The 17,569-nt window shown below is 72.1% G+C and carries 14 protein-coding genes and 1 pseudogene; 7 read left to right on the top strand and 8 right to left on the bottom strand.

The window, feature by feature from the left end; genetic code table 11:
• The 4 genes from fxsT to efeU all read right to left on the bottom strand — a co-directional run.
• Nucleotides 1–1,886 (bottom strand): FxSxx-COOH system tetratricopeptide repeat protein (fxsT, locus tag AC5LSR_RS00310; protein WP_493468046.1); only part of this gene is annotated, 1,886 nt, incomplete at its 3' end.
• An 812-nt stretch (nt 1,887–2,698) separates the two neighbouring features.
• Nucleotides 2,699–3,199 carry a GNAT family N-acetyltransferase gene (locus AC5LSR_RS00305; RefSeq protein ID WP_250291347.1) on the bottom strand — a complete coding sequence of 167 codons (501 nt, stop codon included), beginning with the start codon at nt 3,197–3,199 and terminating at the stop codon, nt 2,699–2,701.
• 220 nt (nt 3,200–3,419) lie between these two features.
• Nucleotides 3,420–4,844: an iron uptake transporter deferrochelatase/peroxidase subunit gene (gene efeB, locus AC5LSR_RS00300; protein WP_493464310.1), complete on the bottom strand. Its 1,425-nt coding sequence runs from the start codon at nt 4,842–4,844 to the stop codon at nt 3,420–3,422.
• Nucleotides 4,845–4,914: 70 nt separating this feature from the next.
• Complete coding sequence (gene efeU / locus AC5LSR_RS00295; RefSeq protein ID WP_493468045.1) at nt 4,915–7,089, bottom strand: iron uptake transporter permease EfeU; 2,175 nt, start codon at nt 7,087–7,089, stop codon at nt 4,915–4,917.
• Nucleotides 7,090–7,343: 254 nt separating this feature from the next.
• Between efeU and AC5LSR_RS00290 the strand changes: the two genes are divergently transcribed.
• Nucleotides 7,344–7,859, top strand: coding sequence for a hypothetical protein (locus AC5LSR_RS00290; RefSeq protein ID WP_250285234.1), 516 nt, complete (start codon nt 7,344–7,346; stop codon nt 7,857–7,859).
• A gap of 28 nt (nt 7,860–7,887) precedes the next feature.
• On the opposite strand, the gene AC5LSR_RS00285 is transcribed toward AC5LSR_RS00290, so the two are convergent.
• Nucleotides 7,888–8,403, bottom strand: coding sequence for a hypothetical protein (locus AC5LSR_RS00285; protein WP_250285233.1), 516 nt, complete (start codon nt 8,401–8,403; stop codon nt 7,888–7,890).
• Nucleotides 8,310–9,086, bottom strand: a complete 777-nt coding sequence (locus AC5LSR_RS00280; RefSeq protein WP_250285232.1) for a protein kinase domain-containing protein — start codon at nt 9,084–9,086, stop codon at nt 8,310–8,312. The genes AC5LSR_RS00285 and AC5LSR_RS00280 overlap by 94 nt, the downstream gene beginning before the upstream one ends.
• A gap of 303 nt (nt 9,087–9,389) precedes the next feature.
• Between AC5LSR_RS00280 and AC5LSR_RS00275 the strand changes: the two genes are divergently transcribed.
• Nucleotides 9,390–10,847: a helix-turn-helix transcriptional regulator gene (locus tag AC5LSR_RS00275; protein WP_250285231.1), complete on the top strand. Its 1,458-nt coding sequence runs from the start codon at nt 9,390–9,392 to the stop codon at nt 10,845–10,847.
• A gap of 107 nt (nt 10,848–10,954) precedes the next feature.
• On the opposite strand, the gene AC5LSR_RS00270 is transcribed toward AC5LSR_RS00275, so the two are convergent.
• Complete coding sequence (locus AC5LSR_RS00270) at nt 10,955–11,176, bottom strand: hypothetical protein (RefSeq protein WP_250285230.1); 222 nt, start codon at nt 11,174–11,176, stop codon at nt 10,955–10,957.
• A gap of 41 nt (nt 11,177–11,217) precedes the next feature.
• A complete protein-coding gene (locus tag AC5LSR_RS00265; RefSeq protein ID WP_250285229.1) occupies nt 11,218–12,015 on the bottom strand; it encodes an AfsR/SARP family transcriptional regulator in 798 nt (265 codons plus the stop codon).
• Between the two features lie 393 nt (nt 12,016–12,408).
• Between AC5LSR_RS00265 and AC5LSR_RS00260 the strand changes: the two genes are divergently transcribed.
• From AC5LSR_RS00260 to AC5LSR_RS00240, 5 genes and pseudogenes are all read left to right on the top strand, one after another.
• Nucleotides 12,409–13,395 carry a hypothetical protein gene (locus AC5LSR_RS00260; protein ID WP_250291338.1) on the top strand — a complete coding sequence of 329 codons (987 nt, stop codon included), beginning with the start codon at nt 12,409–12,411 and terminating at the stop codon, nt 13,393–13,395.
• 82 nt (nt 13,396–13,477) lie between these two features.
• Complete coding sequence (locus tag AC5LSR_RS00255; protein WP_250285226.1) at nt 13,478–15,172, top strand: phage tail sheath C-terminal domain-containing protein; 1,695 nt, start codon at nt 13,478–13,480, stop codon at nt 15,170–15,172.
• 59 nt (nt 15,173–15,231) lie between these two features.
• A complete protein-coding gene (locus AC5LSR_RS00250; protein WP_250285225.1) occupies nt 15,232–15,771 on the top strand; it encodes a hypothetical protein in 540 nt (179 codons plus the stop codon).
• Between the two features lie 207 nt (nt 15,772–15,978).
• Entirely contained in the window at nt 15,979–16,470 is a 492-nt protein-coding gene (locus AC5LSR_RS00245; protein WP_250285224.1) for a hypothetical protein, read from the top strand.
• Nucleotides 16,471–16,481: 11 nt separating this feature from the next.
• Nucleotides 16,482–17,569: pseudogene (locus AC5LSR_RS00240) on the top strand (hypothetical protein); the annotation flags it as partial.

Below are 17,569 nucleotides of genomic sequence, written 5' to 3'. Positions count from 1 at the left end.
TCGTCCAGGCTTCGTGCCGCGGCCACGTCGCCCAGTACGCGCAGATCCTCGGCGAGGTTGTTCGCCGCGGACAGGGTGTCGGGATGGTCGAGGCCGAGATGGCGGGCCCAGCTCCGGTGGACTTGCTGATGGTGGCTGTGGGCCGCGTGCGGGTCCCCCCGCACCCGCAGGTACCAGCCGGTCTCCAGCAGCAGTCTGCGTGCCTCCGGACCGATGTCCTCAGCCGGATCCTCCGGATACAGGGCGGGTGCGGTCAGCGCATGCGGCGCCAGCACGGCCCACACGGGCCAGCTGTCGGGATCCTCGGTGCCGGGAGGGGCTGCGGCGACCAGCAGGCGGCGGGCTGCTGCCGCGTACCGCCGCCGGTCCCGCGTCAGGCGGGTGCGGGTGACCTCCTGGACCAGGCGGTGTACGCGGATGGCGTCACCGTCACGGGTGACCAGGGAGTAGCCCAGCAGCGCGGTCACTGCCTGTGGCACCTGTCGGCCGGCGAGACCGGACTGCCGCTGCCACCTGCGGCCGACCGGCTGGGTGAGCAGCGTCAGCGGGATCGGCTCCGGGCCGAGGAACGCCGCGAGCCCGAGGAGCCTCACCGCCGCCGGGCTCTCGGTGGCCAGCCGCTGAAGCGACAGCGACCAGGCTGCGTCGACACTGCCGCCATAGACCAGATCCTGCCCTTCCGCCAACAGCCGGTGCCGCCGGGCGCGAAACGTGGCCAGATAACCGGCCGGGGTTTCCCCGCTCTTCTCCAGGTAGGCGGCGGCCTGCCCTACCGCCAGCGGCAGATCCCCCAGCAGGTTGGCCAGCTCGTGGGCGGTGGGCCCGTCGATGTCGGGTACCAGCTGACGGAGCAGGGCGGTCGTCTCGGAACGGCTGAGCACGTCGACCGGAATCCGGGTCGCCAGCGGCGTCCATACCGGGCTGCGTGAGGTGACCAGCACATGCCCGCCCCGGGCGGTGTCCGGCAGCCACTCGCGCACCTCTTCGGCGGACTGGGCGTTATCGAAGATCAGCAGCCAGTCGCCGGTGACGCTCAACCGGTCCAGCACCGCAGCCGCGTCCTCGGCGGCCCGCCCGCTCACCGGCAGCTCAAGCCGCGGCGCCAGCGCGGCCAGCTGCCCGCTCACCAGAACGGGCTGTTCCGCGTCGATCCACCACGCCCACCGGTAGACGTCCGCGTACCGGTGGGCGTACTCGACTGCCAGCTGGGTCTTCCCGACTCCGCCCAGGCCGTACAGCGCCGCCGCGCCCGCCGCCCGGGAGCCCACGGGGCCGGTGACCGCGACCCGGCCGGTGCCGGCCAGCTGCTCGGCTATCTGCTCGAGCAGAGCGTCGCGGCCGGTGAAGAACCGCAGCCGGACGGGAATGTTCCAGACGACCGGCAGCCGGCCGGGAAATCCTGGCTCGGGCCGGCCCGGGAAGGCGGGCGTGGCTGTCGGTTTTCCCCGCTCGTCGCGGACAGCGGCCAGCAGCCGTTGGGTGGCGAGCGTGGCATCCGTCGCGAACAGGTCCACGACGACCCGCTGGGCCAACAGGCCCGGCGGTTTGCAGTCCTCCACCCGTAGCATCAGCAGTCTGCGTTGCCGGCCGCTCGGGTCCGCGTCCAATGCGGCCTGCCATTCAGGGGCAACGTGCTCCGAGGCCAGATAGGCGGCGGAGAGCACCGAAATCGTGCGGGCTGAAAGCTGGGTGGCCCGATGCTTCTCGGCGATGAGGTTGGATCCGGGGACAAAATCCCACGGCTGCACCAGCACGCGGTACCCGACGGCCTCGAGCTGCCAGGCGATCCACTCTGCCCATTCGCGGTCCGCGGAGACGTGGGAGACGAAGAAATCCACCGCGCCCGCGCCGTCCTCCCCGGCCGGAGAGGGTGTGTCCTGCCGCATCGCCCAACCCCCAGTCTGTCGGACGCGGAACGTGGGTATGCATACACCGTGGGTCGTCGTGCGGGCGAGATGTATCGGGTATCCGACGATATCCGCGGCCACGGCCCGCGGGGAGCGCACCGGCCGGACGGCGACAGCCGACCGGCTGGCTGTCAGTAGTACTATTTGTCCCTTTTGTGGGCATTTATAATCCAGGAATCCGGGTTGACGGAGCGGGATTGTCGTCGACTGGACGGCGCGCGGATATAGCTTGGCCGTCAACGCCGATATATGCTGCGCCTGATCGCTGGAGCTCTCCTGGAGAGGACGTCGTCAGTGAAACTCTGGAAGCGGTTCAGGGCGGGTGGCAGAAGCTCCGATGGCAGTGGCTCCTCGAGGACCGAGACTCCGAGGACATCTCGGCCGAGCGGCTACAGCTCGGAAAACCAGGACACGAACGGCCCCCGTTCTGCTGGCCGCAGCTCGAGAGGATATGGTTCCGGCGGTTCCGGCGGTTCCGGCTCGTACGGCGGGGGCTCGAGTCGCAGCGGAGGTTGCTGAGCTCTGATCCACCGTTCAGATTTTTTGTGGTCCTCCTGGTCGCCGGAGCTTGCCGAGCTTCATTCCGGTGTTTTTTGTGGCCAATTTGTGACCTGGCGGCATCAAGCAGCCGGTGCGTCAGCTCCGACCATTGGACACAGTCCCCAGACATAAGCTTTAGCGGCTCTTCATGTCTGGGCAGGGTGGTGTTCTCCCGGGACTGCCGACCGTGACCTGGGCATGGTGGCTGTTCGCGGTGGCTGTTCGCAGTGGCCGCCGGGTGGCGCTGGTGGTCAGGGTGTGCCGAGTGCGGTGAGCCGGTCGCCGGTGAGGACGTGGCCGACCCACTCCGGCTGGGGGCGGGCGCCGAGGGAGCCGTAGAAGTCGAGGGCGGGCGTGTTCCAGTCGAGCACCGCCCAGTTGAGCCGGGCGTACCCCCGTTCGACGCAGTGCCGGGCCAGCGTGGCCACCAGCGCGCGGCCGTAGCCCTGGCCGCGCTGGTCCTCGCGGACGAACAGGTCCTCCAGGTAGATGCCGTGCCGACCGGTCCAGGTGGAGTAGTTCAGGAACCAGACCGCGATGCCGACGATCTCACCGTCCCGTTCGACGACATGGGCGGACACCGCCGGCGCCGGGCCGAACAGCGCCACGTGCAGGTCGTCGGCTGTCGTCCGCACCGCGTCGGGCTCCCGCTCGTAGCGGGCCAGCCCTCTGACACAGTCGAGGATGCCCCCGGCATCACCCGGCCGGGCCGGGCGAAGGACGGCCCCGTCTGCCAACGACAACGTCTCCATGAGCCGAATCGTAGTGAGGCCTGGGTGCGGAATGATCCGCGCCCGGACTCGCCGGACCCGGCCCGGGTCCGGACCAGAACGGACATGTGGGTGGGACGGCGAGCCGTGGCGGCCGCGGGCCGGGTGGGCAGGATGCGGCTCCCCTGGAGCATATCCGCCCCGGGACCATGCCAGGTCACCTCGGTTGCCGTGGTCACCACGCGGCCAATCGCCGCGGCCGTCAGGCCAGCAGGGTGCGGCCGAGGTGGTCGGTGGAGTCGCGGACGCCCGGCAGGACGAAGAAGTAGCCGCCGCCGGTGGGGCTGATGTAGTCGACCAGCGGCTCGTCGATGAGCCGGGTCTGGGTCACCTCGAACTGCCGGGCGATGTCCTGCTGGTAGCAGCAGAAGAGCAGGCCCATGTCCAGGTTGCCGTTGGCGTCGATGCCCCGGTCGTAGTTGTAGCCGCGGCGCAGGATGCGGGAGCTGTCCGTGTCCGGCGTGCGCGGGTTGGACAGCCGGATGTGCGCGTCGAGCGGGATGATGCCGCCGTCGGGGTCGCGGGTGTAGTCCGGGATGTCGGCCTCCGCGGCGCCGTCCAGCGGGGCCCCGGTGTCCCGGCGCCGGCCGATCATCATCTCCTGCTCGTTGAGCGAGACCCGGTCCCAGAACTCCACCAGCATGCGGATGATACGGATGACCTGGTAGGAGCCGCCCTCGGTCCAGGCGGGCTCGGCCGAGGCGGGCCCGTCGCCGCCGTGCACCCAGACCAGCCGGTCCATCTCGGCGGCGGAGGTGACGTCCGGGTTGGCGGTGCCGTCCTTGAAGCCGAGCATGTTGCGCTGGGCTCCCGACGGCCGGGGCGGGTTCTGGAAGCCGTCGACGCGCCAGCGCAGCTGCATGCCGCCGCGGGTGTGCCGGGCGATGTCCCGCAGCGCGTGCAGGACCGTGTCGCGGCTGTGCGCGCACAGCTGCAGGCTGAGGTCGCCGTGGCAGTGCGCCGGGTCCAGCGCGTCGTTGGGGAAGGTGCGCATCGGGGTGAGCCGCCGCGGCCTGCGGCCGGCCAGGCCGAACCGGTCGTCGAAGAGGGAGGCGCCCACCCCGACGGTGACGGTCAGCGCGTCCGGCGGCACCACCGGCCCGAGGATGCCGCTGTCGGACGGCGGGGCGGTCGTCCCGAGATCGACCGGCTCGCCACCGGAGGTCAAGAAGCGTGCACGTTCGGTGATTGCCCTGAACAGCTCGGTCAGCCCGGCGTGGTCTGTGGCGATCACGTCGAAGGAGGCGAACGTCGCCGCCGCCGGCGCCGGGGTGAGGATGCCGGCCTGGTGGGTCCCGTGGAAGGCGACCGTCCGGCCCGGATCCCCGTCACGGGTGGTGTTCTGGTCGTCGCCGGTGGTCGTCGCGAGCGCGGTGCCGCCGGCGCCCACCGCGGCCCCGGCGGCCAGCGCCCCGGCCAGGAAGGACCTGCGCCCGAGCGCGGCGCCGAACGGCCCGCCGCGGCGCCGGGAGGCTGCCGGGACGTCGTGCTCCGCCCGCTGTCGGTGCCGCGGCGAGGGCGCGGCCGTCTCGCCGGCCCCGGGCGCCGGGACGGCCGCGGGCGGCGCGGAGGGCGCGGACGGGGCGGACGGCTCGGACGGCTCGGGTGCCGCGGGCGTTTCGGTCATCGGCGCTGCTCCGGGAGCTTGGAGGAGGTGTCGCGGCCGCGGTGGGAGCGGTCGGGCAAGGGTGTCGGGCTCATCCGGTGTTCCTGATCTCCAGGACGTCGGGAATGGGCGCGAGGGTCTCCAGCAGCCCCCCGAGGCCGCCGTTGAGCCGCTGCCGGTCGGCGAGGGGAAGGGCCCGCGGGGCGGTCCAGGTCCCGGCCGGGCTGCCGATCCGGCGCAGCAGCGTCGCGAAGGCATCCAGCTGCCGGTCGGCCGCGGCCAGCGTGTCCGGTGCCCGGGTCGCCAGCAGCGGAGAAATGATCCTCAGGAGCTCGCGGGTGCCCTCGGTGTTCGCGCCGGCGGTGGCCAGCGTGGTGCCGCTGCCCTGGTCGGCGGCGCCGGTGAGCTGGAACTGCAGGGTGTTCTCGAGGATCTCGTGGGTGCGCAGGGCCAGGTCGTTGGGATCGAGCTCCTGGGCCGGGAACGCCTTGCCCAGCTCGGTGACGTCACCGGCGAGCCGGTCCGCCAGCGGTGTGAGCGCTGCCGCGTCCTCGCCGTGCCACAGCCCGTACTCGATGCGGTGGAAGCCGGTGAAGTCCTCGTCGGTGATGCCGCCGGGCAGGCCGTCGGGCCGTCCGTTGATCGCGGCGTCGAAGTCGCCGAACGTGCCGTACGCGGCGCCGAGGCGTTCGTAGTCGAGATGGGCGGTGAGCCAGTCACGGCGGGCCGCGTCAAGGTCACCGGCCGCCACGTCCGCACGCAAGGTTTCGGTGTCGCGTTGCAGGGTGACCAGGCCGGCGGTGACGAACGCCCGGTAGGCGTCCACCGGCCCGGCCATGATCTCCTCCGTCACCGGGATGACCGCCTGGCCGCCGGCGGCCGAGCCGGTCACCCGCTGGCTCGCCGAGACGATGGGCGGGTCGTTGCCGGGCAGGCACTGCCAGGCGTAGGTGCCGCCGCCGACGGCCGCCGACAACGGCCGGCTGGTGCCCGGCGCGAGCAGCTCGATCTCGGCGTGGATAGCCCCGCTCGCGGGGTCGATCAGACGGACCTCCATGCCCCGGCCACCGGTGTTGCGGACGGTGAAGGTCTGCCGGCCGGGCCGCGGCGCCTGCCAGCCGTCGGCGCAGGAGCCGGCGGTCACCTCGATCGTCGTCGCGTGGGCGCCGTCGGACGGGCCGAGCGCGAGGATCGCGGCACCGGCGGCGACGGCCGGCAGCGCGACGACAGCCATCGGAAGCACCCAGCGGGGCACCGCGCGCGGCGCCCACCGCCGCCCGCCAGGCACCGGCTCGGCCGGGCCAGCCGGCGCCGGCTCGGCGGCCGCGGCCGGTTCGAGGGAGCCAGCCGGCGCCGCGGCGCTGGTCGGTTCGGTGCCGGTCGCTTCGGCGGTGCCGGTCGGCGTGGTGGCGGCGGCCGGGGCGGTGGCCGGGGCGGTGGCGCCGGCGCCCCGCAGGAAGAGCAGCAGCACCGGCACCAGGTAGGCGAGGTAGCCGACGACCTGCAGCACGGTCATCCGCGGGGTGATGTTGAGGATGCCCTCGGTGAGCCTGGCGTACCAGGAGCTCGGGTCGATGGTGGCGCTCAGGTCGAACGCCGTGGCCGCCCCGCCCGGCAGGAGAGCGCTTTCCTGGAGGTCGGCCAGCCCGTACCCGGTGACGCCGGCCGCGATCACGACCAGCCCGATGCCGGTGATCGTGAAGAACCTCGTCAGGTTGATCCGCAGCGTCTGCCGGTAGATGGCGAAGCACGCGGCGGCGGCCAGCGCGATCCCGGCGACGGCCCCGACGAGCGGGCCGGCCGACTCGTCCGCGCCCCGGGTGGTCGTCCAGACGAACAGGGAGGTCTCCAGGCCCTCCCGGGCGACCGCCAGGAACGCGGTGAGGACCAGCATGCCAGGGCCGAGCGCCAGCGCGACGGTGACCCGGCCGCTGATCTCACCGGACAGCGTCCGTGCCGACCGCCGCATCCAGAAGACCATCACGGTGACGAAACCGACCGCGATCAGGCTCAGCACACCGCTGAACGTCTCCTGGGCCGCGGTCGACATCGAGGCGGCGGCGAAGGTGAGGACCGCGCCGAAGCTCGCCGAGAGGGCGACGGCGGCGAGCACTCCCGTCCAGACCTGGGGGAGGCGGGCACGCTGGTCGGCACGCACGAGCGTGGCGACCAGAACCGAAACAATCAGGCTTGCCTCGAAACCCTCGCGTAACCCGATGAGCAGGTTCGGAACGAGATCCGCCCACACGTCTGCCGCCTCCGCCATCGCCGTACGGTCACTGTTCGTCAGAAGGACTCAAGGGAAGGTACCAGAAGAACAGGTAAACCTCACCTAATCGAATATTTATTCTCACAGTAGGCATAAGAACACAAAACGACTTCCCGACATCCGCAGGCGATGTCCGCGCCGGGACGGTGGAGATCACTACCACAGTGCTGGCCGGCGGGCCCTTCGGCCCCTGCCCGAGGGCTACCTTGCAGGAGATAGATCGACACTACGGATACCTGCTGGGGGCAAGCATGAACGCCAGAGCCCTGCGCCGCGCCGGCGTCCTCACCGCTACCGGAGCGCTTGCCACGCTCCTCGGTGCGGCTCCGGCCAGCGCGTCCATCTCCTTCTCCGCCGATACCCGGACCAGCGCCGACACCAGCGCCGGCACCAGCGCCGGCACCAGCGCCGACGCCGGCGGCGCGACCAGTGTCGACACGAGCGTCACCCAGCTCTTCCAGGCCGCCGTGGGCCTGTCCATCGGTGCCCTCTCCGGCGCCTCGAACGCCGTCTCGGTCGCGGCCAGGTCCGTCGGCCCTACGGCGGGGACCGTCGCGGACACCGGCCCGACCGGTTTCGGCGCCGGGCCGGGCGCTGCCGCCGGGCCGGGCGCCGGCGGTGCCGGGACGAGCAGCCCCCAGGACATCTACGGCGCCGCCGCGGGCCTCTCCTACAGCGCGCTGTCGCAGGCGGCGGACGCGCTCACGCGCGCGTCGGGCACTGTCTCCGGTGGCCTGGGCGGGCAGCCGGCCGGCCCCGGAGCCTGACGCCGCGGCCTCGACGGCCGAGTCCCGGTCAGGTGGCGGCGGACGACACCTGTATGCCGCAGTACCGGCCGCTGGTGTCGATCAGATAGAGCTGTGAGCGGCCGGCCGGGTCCAGCAGCAGCGACGTGTTGGCGCTGGTGGGCTGGACGGTGCCGTGGTCCAGGTCCTCGCCGGTGGTGGCGTCGCGGAGGATGAATCCGCATTCCTCGGCGCCGTTGAAGTCCAGGATCTTCACGGCGACGCGGCCCTCAGCGGTGAACGCGTCGGTGTCGCCGGTGTTGGCCTGGTGGGTGAAGGGCAGCGTCACGGCTCCGGCTCCGGCCTGCGGCTCGACCAGGCAGCCGGGGTCGCTCACCTGCCACTGGAAGTTTCCCGGGTGGGAGATCTGGAACGACCACGTTCCGGACAGCCCTCCCTGGTGGAGGACGCTCTCGCCGGTGTCGGCGGAGGTCAGGACGATCTCGCAGGTGTCGGTCGGGACCGGGAGGGTGCTGCGGACGACGGCCCGCCACGGGCCGTCTGCCTGGTAGGAGGCATCCGCCACCGCCGTTCCCGCTCCGGAGCCGGAACCGCCGGCGTCGTCCCCGCCCCCTGGGCGGCGAGGATCCCGGCGATCGTCGCCCCGGCCACGACAACCACGGCGGCGCCGAGTACGGCCGGCCGCGCCCAGCGTGCGGGCCGTGCGGGGATGACGGGCTGGTCGTGGACGGTGGCCGGCAACGGTGGTTCCACCGCCACGGCTGTGGGCCGCACCGGGATGGTGACGGTGGGGGGCGGCGCGGTGGCGGATTCGGCGGGTGCCGCCTGCGTGCCGTCAGCTGCCCGGTCGCTGTCAGCGCTCCCGTTGACAGCGGGAACGCTGACAGCAGGGCTGGTACCGGCAGGGCTGGTACCAGCAAGGTCGTCCCGCAGCGCCCGGGCGGACGGCCGCTGCCGGGGATCGCGGGCGAGGGCGGCGCGGACCAGCTCCCGCAGCGGCCCGGCGAGCTGGTCGTAGTCGGCCGCCGGGCCGCCGGACAGGATGCGGCTGAGAACGGCCTCGGGCCGGCCGGTGCCGAAGGGCGGCTGGCCGGTGGCCGCGAAGACGACGATCCCGGCCCAGGCGAAGACGTCGGTGGCCGCGGTGATCTCGTCGCCGGTCGCCTGCTCGGGGGCGATCCAGGCCGGGGTGCCGACGAAATGGAAACGGCGATGTTCGTGGAAGTCGCCGATGTTCGTGGAAGTCACCGTAGTTCGTGGAAGTCACCGTATCGCCCCGGCAGCCCCTCGTCGCACTGGTGACAGAGGATGGCACCGGCGGCTGATGCGGTACCTGCCGCCGCGGAAGTTGAGCATCTTTCTGCTCCAGGTCGCAGTTCCGGGCGCCGCGGTTCTCCGGTCTTCGGGAGAGTCCGATAGGTGACAGGCGAGATCCGGCGCATGTTGGACCATGAGTGAGCCATTGGAAGCATCGGGGGATGGTGCGGCCGGTGCGGCGGCCGTGATGACAGCGGGTGCCCGCCCGGTCGATCAGGATCGGGGGGTGCGCCGGTGCCGCTCACCGACTTCGTCGGACGGCAGTCCGACATTGTCGCGCTCGCGGGCCTCGTCATGCGGGAGCGGCTGGTCACGGCCACCGGTCCGGGTGGCTGTGGCAAGACCCGCCTGGCCGATCAGGTGATGGCGCGGCTGGCAGAGTGCCGTGGTGAGGTGTTCCCGGCCGGGCTGTTCTGGTTATCCTGCGGTGACCTGACTGACGCCAGTTTGTTACCGTCAGTGCTGATAGCTGCGTTGGGTATGCCGGATCGTTTCGACGTAGCGCCGCTGGAACGGGTCGCCGACCAACTCGGCGAACGTCGGTTGCTCGTGGTCCTGGACGACTGCGACCGCGTGGCCGACGCGGTGCAGGCGCTCGCGTCGGTGCTGCTCCCGAGGTGCGGCGGTGTCCATCTGCTGGCCACCAGCCGGGTCCGATTGGGCGTCGGCGCCGAGGTGGCGTGGCGGGTCCCCCCGATGACGCAGGCCGACGCGGTGGAGCTGTTCCTGGCCAGAGCCGGCGCCGAGATCGGGCCATCCACCTGCGTCACGGCGGTGGATGGCGGCGTGCCCGTGTCTCCGGCCCCGGGCGCGGAGCTCGACCGGCATCTGGTCGCCGAGGTCTGCGCCCGGCTCGACGGCCTGCCGCTGGCCATCGAGCTGGCCGCGGCCCGCACCCGGGTGCTTTCGCTTCCCGAGATCGCACGCGGCGTCGACGACCGTCTGAAGCTGCTGGCGGGTGGCAGCAGGTTCGCGCCGAGGCGGCACCGGACGATCAGAGCCTGCATCGACTGGAGCTACGACCTGCTTGACGAGCTCGGGCGCATCCTCTTACGTCGCCTGGCGGTGTTCGCCGGTGGCGCGCGCATGGCCGAGGTCGAGGCGGTCTGCGCATTCGGTGCCCTGGCCCGCGAGGACGTGCTGGAAGCCCTGACCACGCTGGTGGACCATTCACTGGTTGTCACCGACCGGCGAGCCGTCGACAGCCGGTACCAGCTGCTGGACACCGTCGCGGCTTATGCGCGTGAGCGACTGGACGCATCCGGTGAGGCCGGCGAGGTTCAGCGCCGCCACGGCGGCCTGGGATCCTTCGGGGATGCGGAGCAGACCCTGACCGACCGCCGCGCCCGGATGACCGCGGCGGTGTTCGACGCCGCCGACGAGAGCGCGAAACTCGACGGTCCCACCGCGACCGCCTCCGCCGGCAGGTCGCGGGGATCACGGCGCCGGCCGGCGCTGGGCTGGGCGGCGCTGACCCCGGCCGAACGCGAGGTTGCCAGGGCCGTTGCCCGCGGCCTGTCCAACCCGGCGGTCGGGCGTGCCCTCGCCATATCGCTGAGCACCGTGAAGACCCACCTGGCCCACGTGTTCGGCAAGCTCAACGTCGCCAACCGCGTCGAACTGGCCGCGTTCGTCCTCCGGGCCGACGACCCGGCCGGCTATCCGCCGAACATCGGACCGGAGCTCAGGTAGCGCGGTCGTGCCCGGTACCCGGTACCCGGTACCCCGACCAGCCGGCCCGGTATCTGTCCGGCCCGGTGCCTGCCCGGCCCGGTATCCGCGCCGGGCAGGCACCCGGGTCAACCGGACCAGTCGGCCAGGACCTGGTCGAGGAAGCGCCGCACCAGGTCGACGACCTCGGTCGGGGACGCGGTCGTCACGGCGGTCAGCTCGGTCCGGGAGACGTCGGTGGTCATGCGCAGCCGGGCGATCAGCCCGCCCCGCGGGCCGGGCCGGACGGTCAGTACCAGCAGCCCGGGCCGTGGAGGGCCGCCGTCCGCCATCCCGGCGCCGTCTGCCATTCCGATGCTGTCCACCATCCCGGCACTGTCGACCCGTCGTGTCACCTCGCCGTCGAGCGAACGTCACCGCCGGCTGTGTTCCCGCCGGCGCGGTGCCTGGCCGAGGTCTGCCCGCCCGCCGGGAACACCAGCTCGGTCAGCGCGGCCGAGGGCGCAAGAGCGAGCTCGTCCCGCAGCAGCCCGGCATAGGCGCGGTAGCGGCGCACGGCCTCGCGCACGTTGCCCTCGGCCAGGTGCACCCGGATGAGCACCTGCTGCGCGCTCTCCCGTAACGGGTCGGCCCGGATCGCCGCGTAGGCCGCGTCGGCGGCCGAGCCGTAGCGGCCCAGGGCGAGCAGCCGGACGGCCAGCGCCTCCAGGGCGTGCAGCATCAGCTGGCCCAGCCGTTCGCGTTCGAACAGCACCCAGTCGTCGTACCAGCCAGGCAGCAGCTCGCCGGTCAACGCCGGCTGGATCAGCTCGCCGGTGTCGACGTCGGCCGGCGTGAGCAGCCGGTGGGCGAGCGCGACGGTCTCGTGCGTGTCCACGAGCACGTCCCCGGCCAGTCGAAGACAGGTCGGGGAGGTCTCCACCAGGCCGTCGTGCAGCCGCCCGGCCCGCCACAACGCGGTCCGCAGCCGGCCGTTGGCCGCGCTCTCGCCGACATCCGGCCACAGGATGCCCCGGACGTTGGAGCGCGGCACCGCGTCGGGACGTAGCGCCAGCAGCGCCAGCAGCCGCTGCACCCCGAGGGGGACGGGCCGCGCGGCGCCTCCCAGCACGAGCTGGAAGCCGTTGAGCAGGACGATCCGGGGGCGAGTCCGGTTACGCGTCGCCAACGTACTCGATGCGTAGGGCACATGCAGATCGTGACTGGTGACCGGCCGCGGAACATCGGCCGATCGGCCGATAGCGCTCGTGGACAGGATGTGGTGACGCTGCGCCGGACGCGGCGGTGACGGGTATGTGACGCTGCCGGCGCACCATGATTCCATGCAGGCAACCCGAGTGGAGTGCGTCGTCCGGGCGGGCGGAGGCTTTCGGTGAGTCTCTTCACCCGCGGCGGCAGCCGGAAACCGCTGGTCACGGCGGGTGAAGCGCCGCCTGCGTCGCCGGGCGCCGGGCCGTTGAGTGTCCTGTCACCAGGCGCTGTGCCGTCGGATGCCGTCTCGTCCGGAGCCGTGCCGTCGGGGGTCGCGCCGTCGGTGCGGCCGGAGGCGCTCCGGGCGGCGGCGAGCCCGCCGGGCCCAACTGTGATCACATCGTCCGACCAGGCCGTCTCGGCGCTCCTCAAGGTGCTCTCCGGCTATCTCGATCCTGATGCCGAGCCCGTCGGCGTAACGCCCGGCCCATCGGTTGTCGTGCTCCAGGTCAGCGATCGGGCGCTCGGACTGGGCAACCTGCGCGGTCTGGGGGCCGTCGGCCCGTTCCCCGCGGTCGAGCTGCGCGGCGGCCAGCTTGAATGCGTCGTCCGGTTTCAGGTCTGGGGCGCCACCCCGGAGGCGGCGGATGCGCGGATGACGGCTCTGCAGGGCCGTCTCCTCGGCGCCAGAGCGGACCTGTGGGACGCAGGTTTCCTGCAGCTGGACGGCGTCGCCGGTGCCCTTCCGGCAGAGGGCCGTGGGGCCTGGTCACGGACCGCCGACTATCACGTCCTGTTCGAATACCAGCTCGCGCCGACCGTGGACGCCGAGAGCCTGATAGCCGTGGTACCCGTCGACACCGGCCAGGAGGTGGCCGGCTCGCTGGTCGAGGAGCGGGCCACGGTCACCGGCGACAGTGTCCGCTGGGATCAGACCGGCGCTGCCGCGCTGGTACTGCGGGGTGGCCGGCGTGGTGTCGGCCACCTGGCGATCGCCGCCTACCTGCCGGCGCCCGTACCCACCGGTGGCGTCCGGCTGCTGCGCACCCATGACGGTGCCACCGGCGCACCGGCCGGGTATCCGACGCTCGCGGCGTTTCTCGCGGCCGTCGCGGACCCGGTGTCCCCGCAGCGTCACGGTGTGTGGGTCTTCCCGTCGCTGGCCGAGTTCGTCGCGGCCTTCGACGAAGCCGGTGACCTGCTGCTCGGCGACTGGGATTCCGACGGCGTGCCGGATGGCTACCAGGTGGGGCAGCTGGCGCTGAACCCGCCCGTACCACTGCCGGACGCCCAGGACCGCCTCGAGGTCTCGCTTGGGACCACGCCCTTCGACCACCCGGCGGTGCTCTACCTGCGGGCCGCACGCGTACCCGGCTGACCAGGGCATTCGGCCGACCCAGTTCGGCTGGCCCAGAAGCCGGCTGGCCCAGAAGCCGGCCGACCCAGAAGGAGGACGGAGCATGGCTGAGATGGTGCTGCCCGGCACCTACATCGATGTGCGGCCGGAGGGGCTGATCGTACCCGCGCGGGTGAGTGTCGGGACGGTCGCCGTCGTCGGCACCGCGCGGAAGGGGGAGCTCAACAAACCCGTCGCGGTGGGTGGTTTCCTTGAGGCCCGGGAGATATTCGGCGCCTACGACCCCTGGGTGGACGGCCGGAGCAACGAGCTGACCCTCGTGCGCGCCATCGAGATCGCTGCCGCGCACGGCGCGACCTCGATCATCGCGGTGCGGGTGTCCGCGGTCGACGGGAACGGCAGTCCCACCGCGGCCGCCGCGGCCCACACGCTCCGGTCGGCTGACGGCGGTGACGGCGTCGTGCTGACGGCGAAGAGCCCGGGAACCTGGAGCGGCGAGCTGGGCGTGCAGGTCGTGGCCGCCGACTCGCCGGCCTTCGTCGGCCCGGAGAAGCACACCGGCGCCACCTCGGTGACGCTGCAGCACACCCCGGTGGGAAACAGCGCCCGCAACCGGGTGCAGCTGTTCACCCCGGCCGACGGCGTCACCCGCTCACTGAGCGTCCTGCGGGACGACACGGCGACTCCGCAGGCGAACGAAGTGAAGATCAATCGTTCTACCGGTGCTCTCACGTTCGCCCAGGGATTCACCCTCAAGGCGGAGGATGTGGTCACCGCGTGGTACGAGGTCGCTCCGGAGGGTGCGAACACGGTCGTGCTGAGCCTGGGCCGTACCGAGGAACGGTATACCGTCGTCAACGGTGACGATCTCGTCACCGATATCGGCTCCTCGGCGTGGGTGGACGCGAGAAAGGGTGGCCAGTCCGGCAAGGCGCTGAAACCCACCGACTATCCGGCCGCCTTCGGCACCGGCACCGGCAACACACCGGGCAGCAACGGCGAAGCCACCGGGACGGGCGACACCGAGTACAAGGCGGCCCTGGACCTGTTGCTCAACGAGGACGCGCACATCATCGTCGGTGCGGGCCGGAGCACGGCGTTCGCCGACGAGCTCGGCGGCCACTGCCAGCTGGCCAGCAGCGACGCCTTCGGGCGGGACCGCATCGCCGTGGTCGGGGCCGAGCTCGGCACCAGCCTGGACGTCCTGCGCGGTCACAACATCGACAGTGACCGGGTCGTCCTCGTCGCCCCCGGCATCACGTTCGGGGACGCCGCCGCCGGCACGGACGTCACGCTGCCCGGGGCGTACGCCGCGGCGGCCGTTGCCGGTCTGCTCGCCAGCTACCCGCCCCACGTCAGCCTGACGAACAAGGCGCTGCCGGTCGGCGATCTCGAGGTGCGCTACACCCGGGCGCAGCTGACCCAGCTCGTCCAGGCCCGGATACTCGCCCTGGAGGCGCGGCAGGGTTTCCGCGTCGTGCAGGGCATCACGACGTCGGGCAACACCGCCTGGAAACAGATCACCACCCGTCGGATCGTCGACTACGCGAAGTTCGGCGTCCGCGCGGCGAGCACGTCCTACATCGGTCTGCTGAACAACGAGCGGGTACGCACGGCGCTGCGGACCACCATCGCCAGTTTCCTCAACGAGATGGTGGACGGCGAGATGCTGATCAGCTATGACCTCGACGTCACGGCCACCCGGGAACAGCAGCGAAAGGGAATCGTCGCGGTGACGCTGATCCTGCGGCCCACCTTCAGCATCGACTTCATCGAGGTCACGATTTTCCTTGAATAAGAGGTTCCTCGGGAAAGCGTTTCCTCGAGTTTCCCAACCCGTCCGGAAGGAGGAGCCGCATGGCACTGGACAAGGTGTACGTCGGCGCCCACGGCACGCTCGGCATCGCGGTGGAGGGCACTCCCGCCCAACAGGCCGACTTCACCGCCGTCAACGACGCCTACAGCTCCGCGGTCGTGGGCCGCGTCACCGACGTGGAGGTGTGCGTACGCACGGAGCTGGAGGAGTTCTACGAGATCGGCGCGCGTGACGTGAGCACGATCTCCCCTGGAAACGTGCACATCAGCGGCGGCATCGGCCGGGCCTACATCAACGGTTCCCTGCTGTTCCTGCTGCTGGGCCGCGGTGCTCTGGAGAAGGACAGGACGAGCATCCAGCCGCGTTTCGTTCTCAACCTCACCCTGCGGAACTCGCACATCCCGGACAACGCGCTGAAGGTGAACGTCTTCGGCGTGAAGTTCGAGACGTGGGGTTTCCGGCTGCCGCAGGAGGGTTTCGTGATGGAGCAGGTCCGGTTCAAGGCGACACGGATCGGCGTCCTCGACAACGAGGCCGGCAAGGACGTGTCCGTGACCTTCCCCGCGCTCCCGGCGTCCTGACAAGGGCACGGCACAAGGGCACGGCCGGACGGTACCCGATGAACGCACAGGCAGGCAGGCGGATGGGCATTCGGTTGCCATTCGACGGATATTCGACGGGCACCCGGAGTGCGTTCCGTGAACGTCCGGACGAGCACACGCTGCGCCTCCGTCGAACTCCGATGGCCGTGCGGTGAGCACGTAGCGAGCACACGGTGAGGATGCGCGATGACGCTGACGGCTGAGGATCTCCTGGTCGGGGCGGACCTGACGCACGACGTCCGGATACCCGCCGCACTGCTGGCGGGCGGTGGGGCCGAGGAGACCGAGGAGGTCGAGGATGTCGAGGCGACGGTCGTGCTGCGGCCACTGACCGTACGGGACCTGCAGCAGATCGGCCGTGCCGGTGAGGACAACGACGACGGCCTGGCTGCCGCGTTGATGATCAGACAGGCCCTCGTTAAGCCCGCCCTCGGGCTCGACCAGATAACGCGGTTGCCGGCGGGCCTGGCCAGGTTCCTGGTCGAGCGGATCAACCAGATCAGCGGCGTCGACACCCCGCGCGACGAGCTGGCCGAGCTGGTCCAGACCCCGCTGGCGCGGGCCTGTTTCGTGCTGGCCAGGGAATTCGGATGGACGCCGGAGGAGGTGAGCGGGATGACGATCGGCCAGATCCTGCTCTACCTCGAGCTGGTCCGCGCCGATGGGGCCAGCCGATGACGGGCGTGCCGATGGCTGGTGCGGTCCCGGGCAGACCGGGACCGGTGATACTCGACCGGCTGTGGTGGTCGAGCCCGGCCCGCCGGGCCGCCACCGTGCTGTCGACCGGCCCGTCGATCGACAGCTGGTCGCGGGCCCTGGCGGCCCCCGCGCGGCGGGCGGCCAGGACGTGTGCGCTCTGGGCGTGGGCTCGGACGCCGGCCGAGCCGCCCCGGCTGCACCGCCAGCCGCTGCTCGGGACGTGCCTGGAGCAGGTGCTGGACGGCGTCGGCCTGAACGACGACGCCACGGGGGAGGAGCGGCCCGCCGGCGCACCGCCACGCCGGGCCCGGCAGCGCCTCCCGTTACCCCGTGGCGCACGCCCAGGAGCCGCGCACCACGCGTCGGCGGACCCGGACGGGGTGAGGACCGGTGGGGCGGACGGCTCGCCATGCCAGCCGGAGCAGCCGCGGTGGCCAAAGCGGCCGGAGCAGCAGCGGCCGGAGCAGCAGGGACAGCCGGTGGACAGCCGGGTTCCGGCGCCGCCGGAGGTACGCCGACAGCCGGCGCGTGCCGACCAGGCCCTGCTGTGCCGGCTCGCCGGGACAGCGGATGCCGACGCCGTGGTCGCACCGGCGCCGGGGAAGGCAGCGCCGGTGACCCTGCCGACCGTGGGGAAGAAGGCACCGCCGACGCGGGCGGGAGGTGCGCCGCACACCCGGTGCCCGCAGCCCGGCACGCCGGCGGCAGCCTTCGAGCCGGCCGTCCGCCGGCTGGCGGGGCGCCTGCGGTATCCCGAGCCGGCTACCCGCGAAGAGGGGCGCCCGGCTGCCGCGGCCCGGCGGCACCGCGCCGTCCCCACGCCGTCCGGCGCCGTCCCCACGTCACCCCGGACCGCCCCGCGGCCGCCTTGCGCACTCCCGCTGTCCGGTCCGGGTGCTCCGCCGGACATCCTGCTGCGCCACCACAACCCCGGCCATGCCCACGGCCCCGGCCGCGCCGGTACCGGTATGCCCCGGCGCGCCGCGGCCCGGCCGGGCGCCACGCTCGGCCGTGACGCCGAGCATCCGGCGGTGACCGGGCCGGAGCGGACCACCGGGCGGCCCGGATCATCTGCTCC

It is taken from the genome of Protofrankia sp. CiP1_Cm_nod4, assembly GCF_982290645.1.
Note: the sequence above shows the minus strand (reverse complement) of the source record. Positions and strands in the feature narration are given on the sequence as shown.

What these genes read in the sequence shown, in the direction of transcription:
- AC5LSR_RS00305 (WP_250291347.1), bottom strand. Translation starts at nt 3,199, where the DNA reads ATGGAGACGTTGTCGTTGGCAGACGGGGCCGTCCTTCGCCCGGCCCGG.
- efeB (WP_493464310.1), bottom strand. Translation starts at nt 4,844, where the DNA reads ATGACCGAAACGCCCGCGGCACCCGAGCCGTCCGAGCCGTCCGCCCCG.
- efeU (WP_493468045.1), bottom strand. Translation starts at nt 7,089, where the DNA reads ATGGCGGAGGCGGCAGACGTGTGGGCGGATCTCGTTCCGAACCTGCTC.
- AC5LSR_RS00290 (WP_250285234.1), top strand. Translation starts at nt 7,344, where the DNA reads ATGAACGCCAGAGCCCTGCGCCGCGCCGGCGTCCTCACCGCTACCGGA.
- AC5LSR_RS00270 (WP_250285230.1), bottom strand. Translation starts at nt 11,176, where the DNA reads ATGGCAGACGGCGCCGGGATGGCGGACGGCGGCCCTCCACGGCCCGGG.
- AC5LSR_RS00255 (WP_250285226.1), top strand. Translation starts at nt 13,478, where the DNA reads ATGGCTGAGATGGTGCTGCCCGGCACCTACATCGATGTGCGGCCGGAG.
- AC5LSR_RS00250 (WP_250285225.1), top strand. Translation starts at nt 15,232, where the DNA reads ATGGCACTGGACAAGGTGTACGTCGGCGCCCACGGCACGCTCGGCATC.
- AC5LSR_RS00245 (WP_250285224.1), top strand. Translation starts at nt 15,979, where the DNA reads ATGACGCTGACGGCTGAGGATCTCCTGGTCGGGGCGGACCTGACGCAC.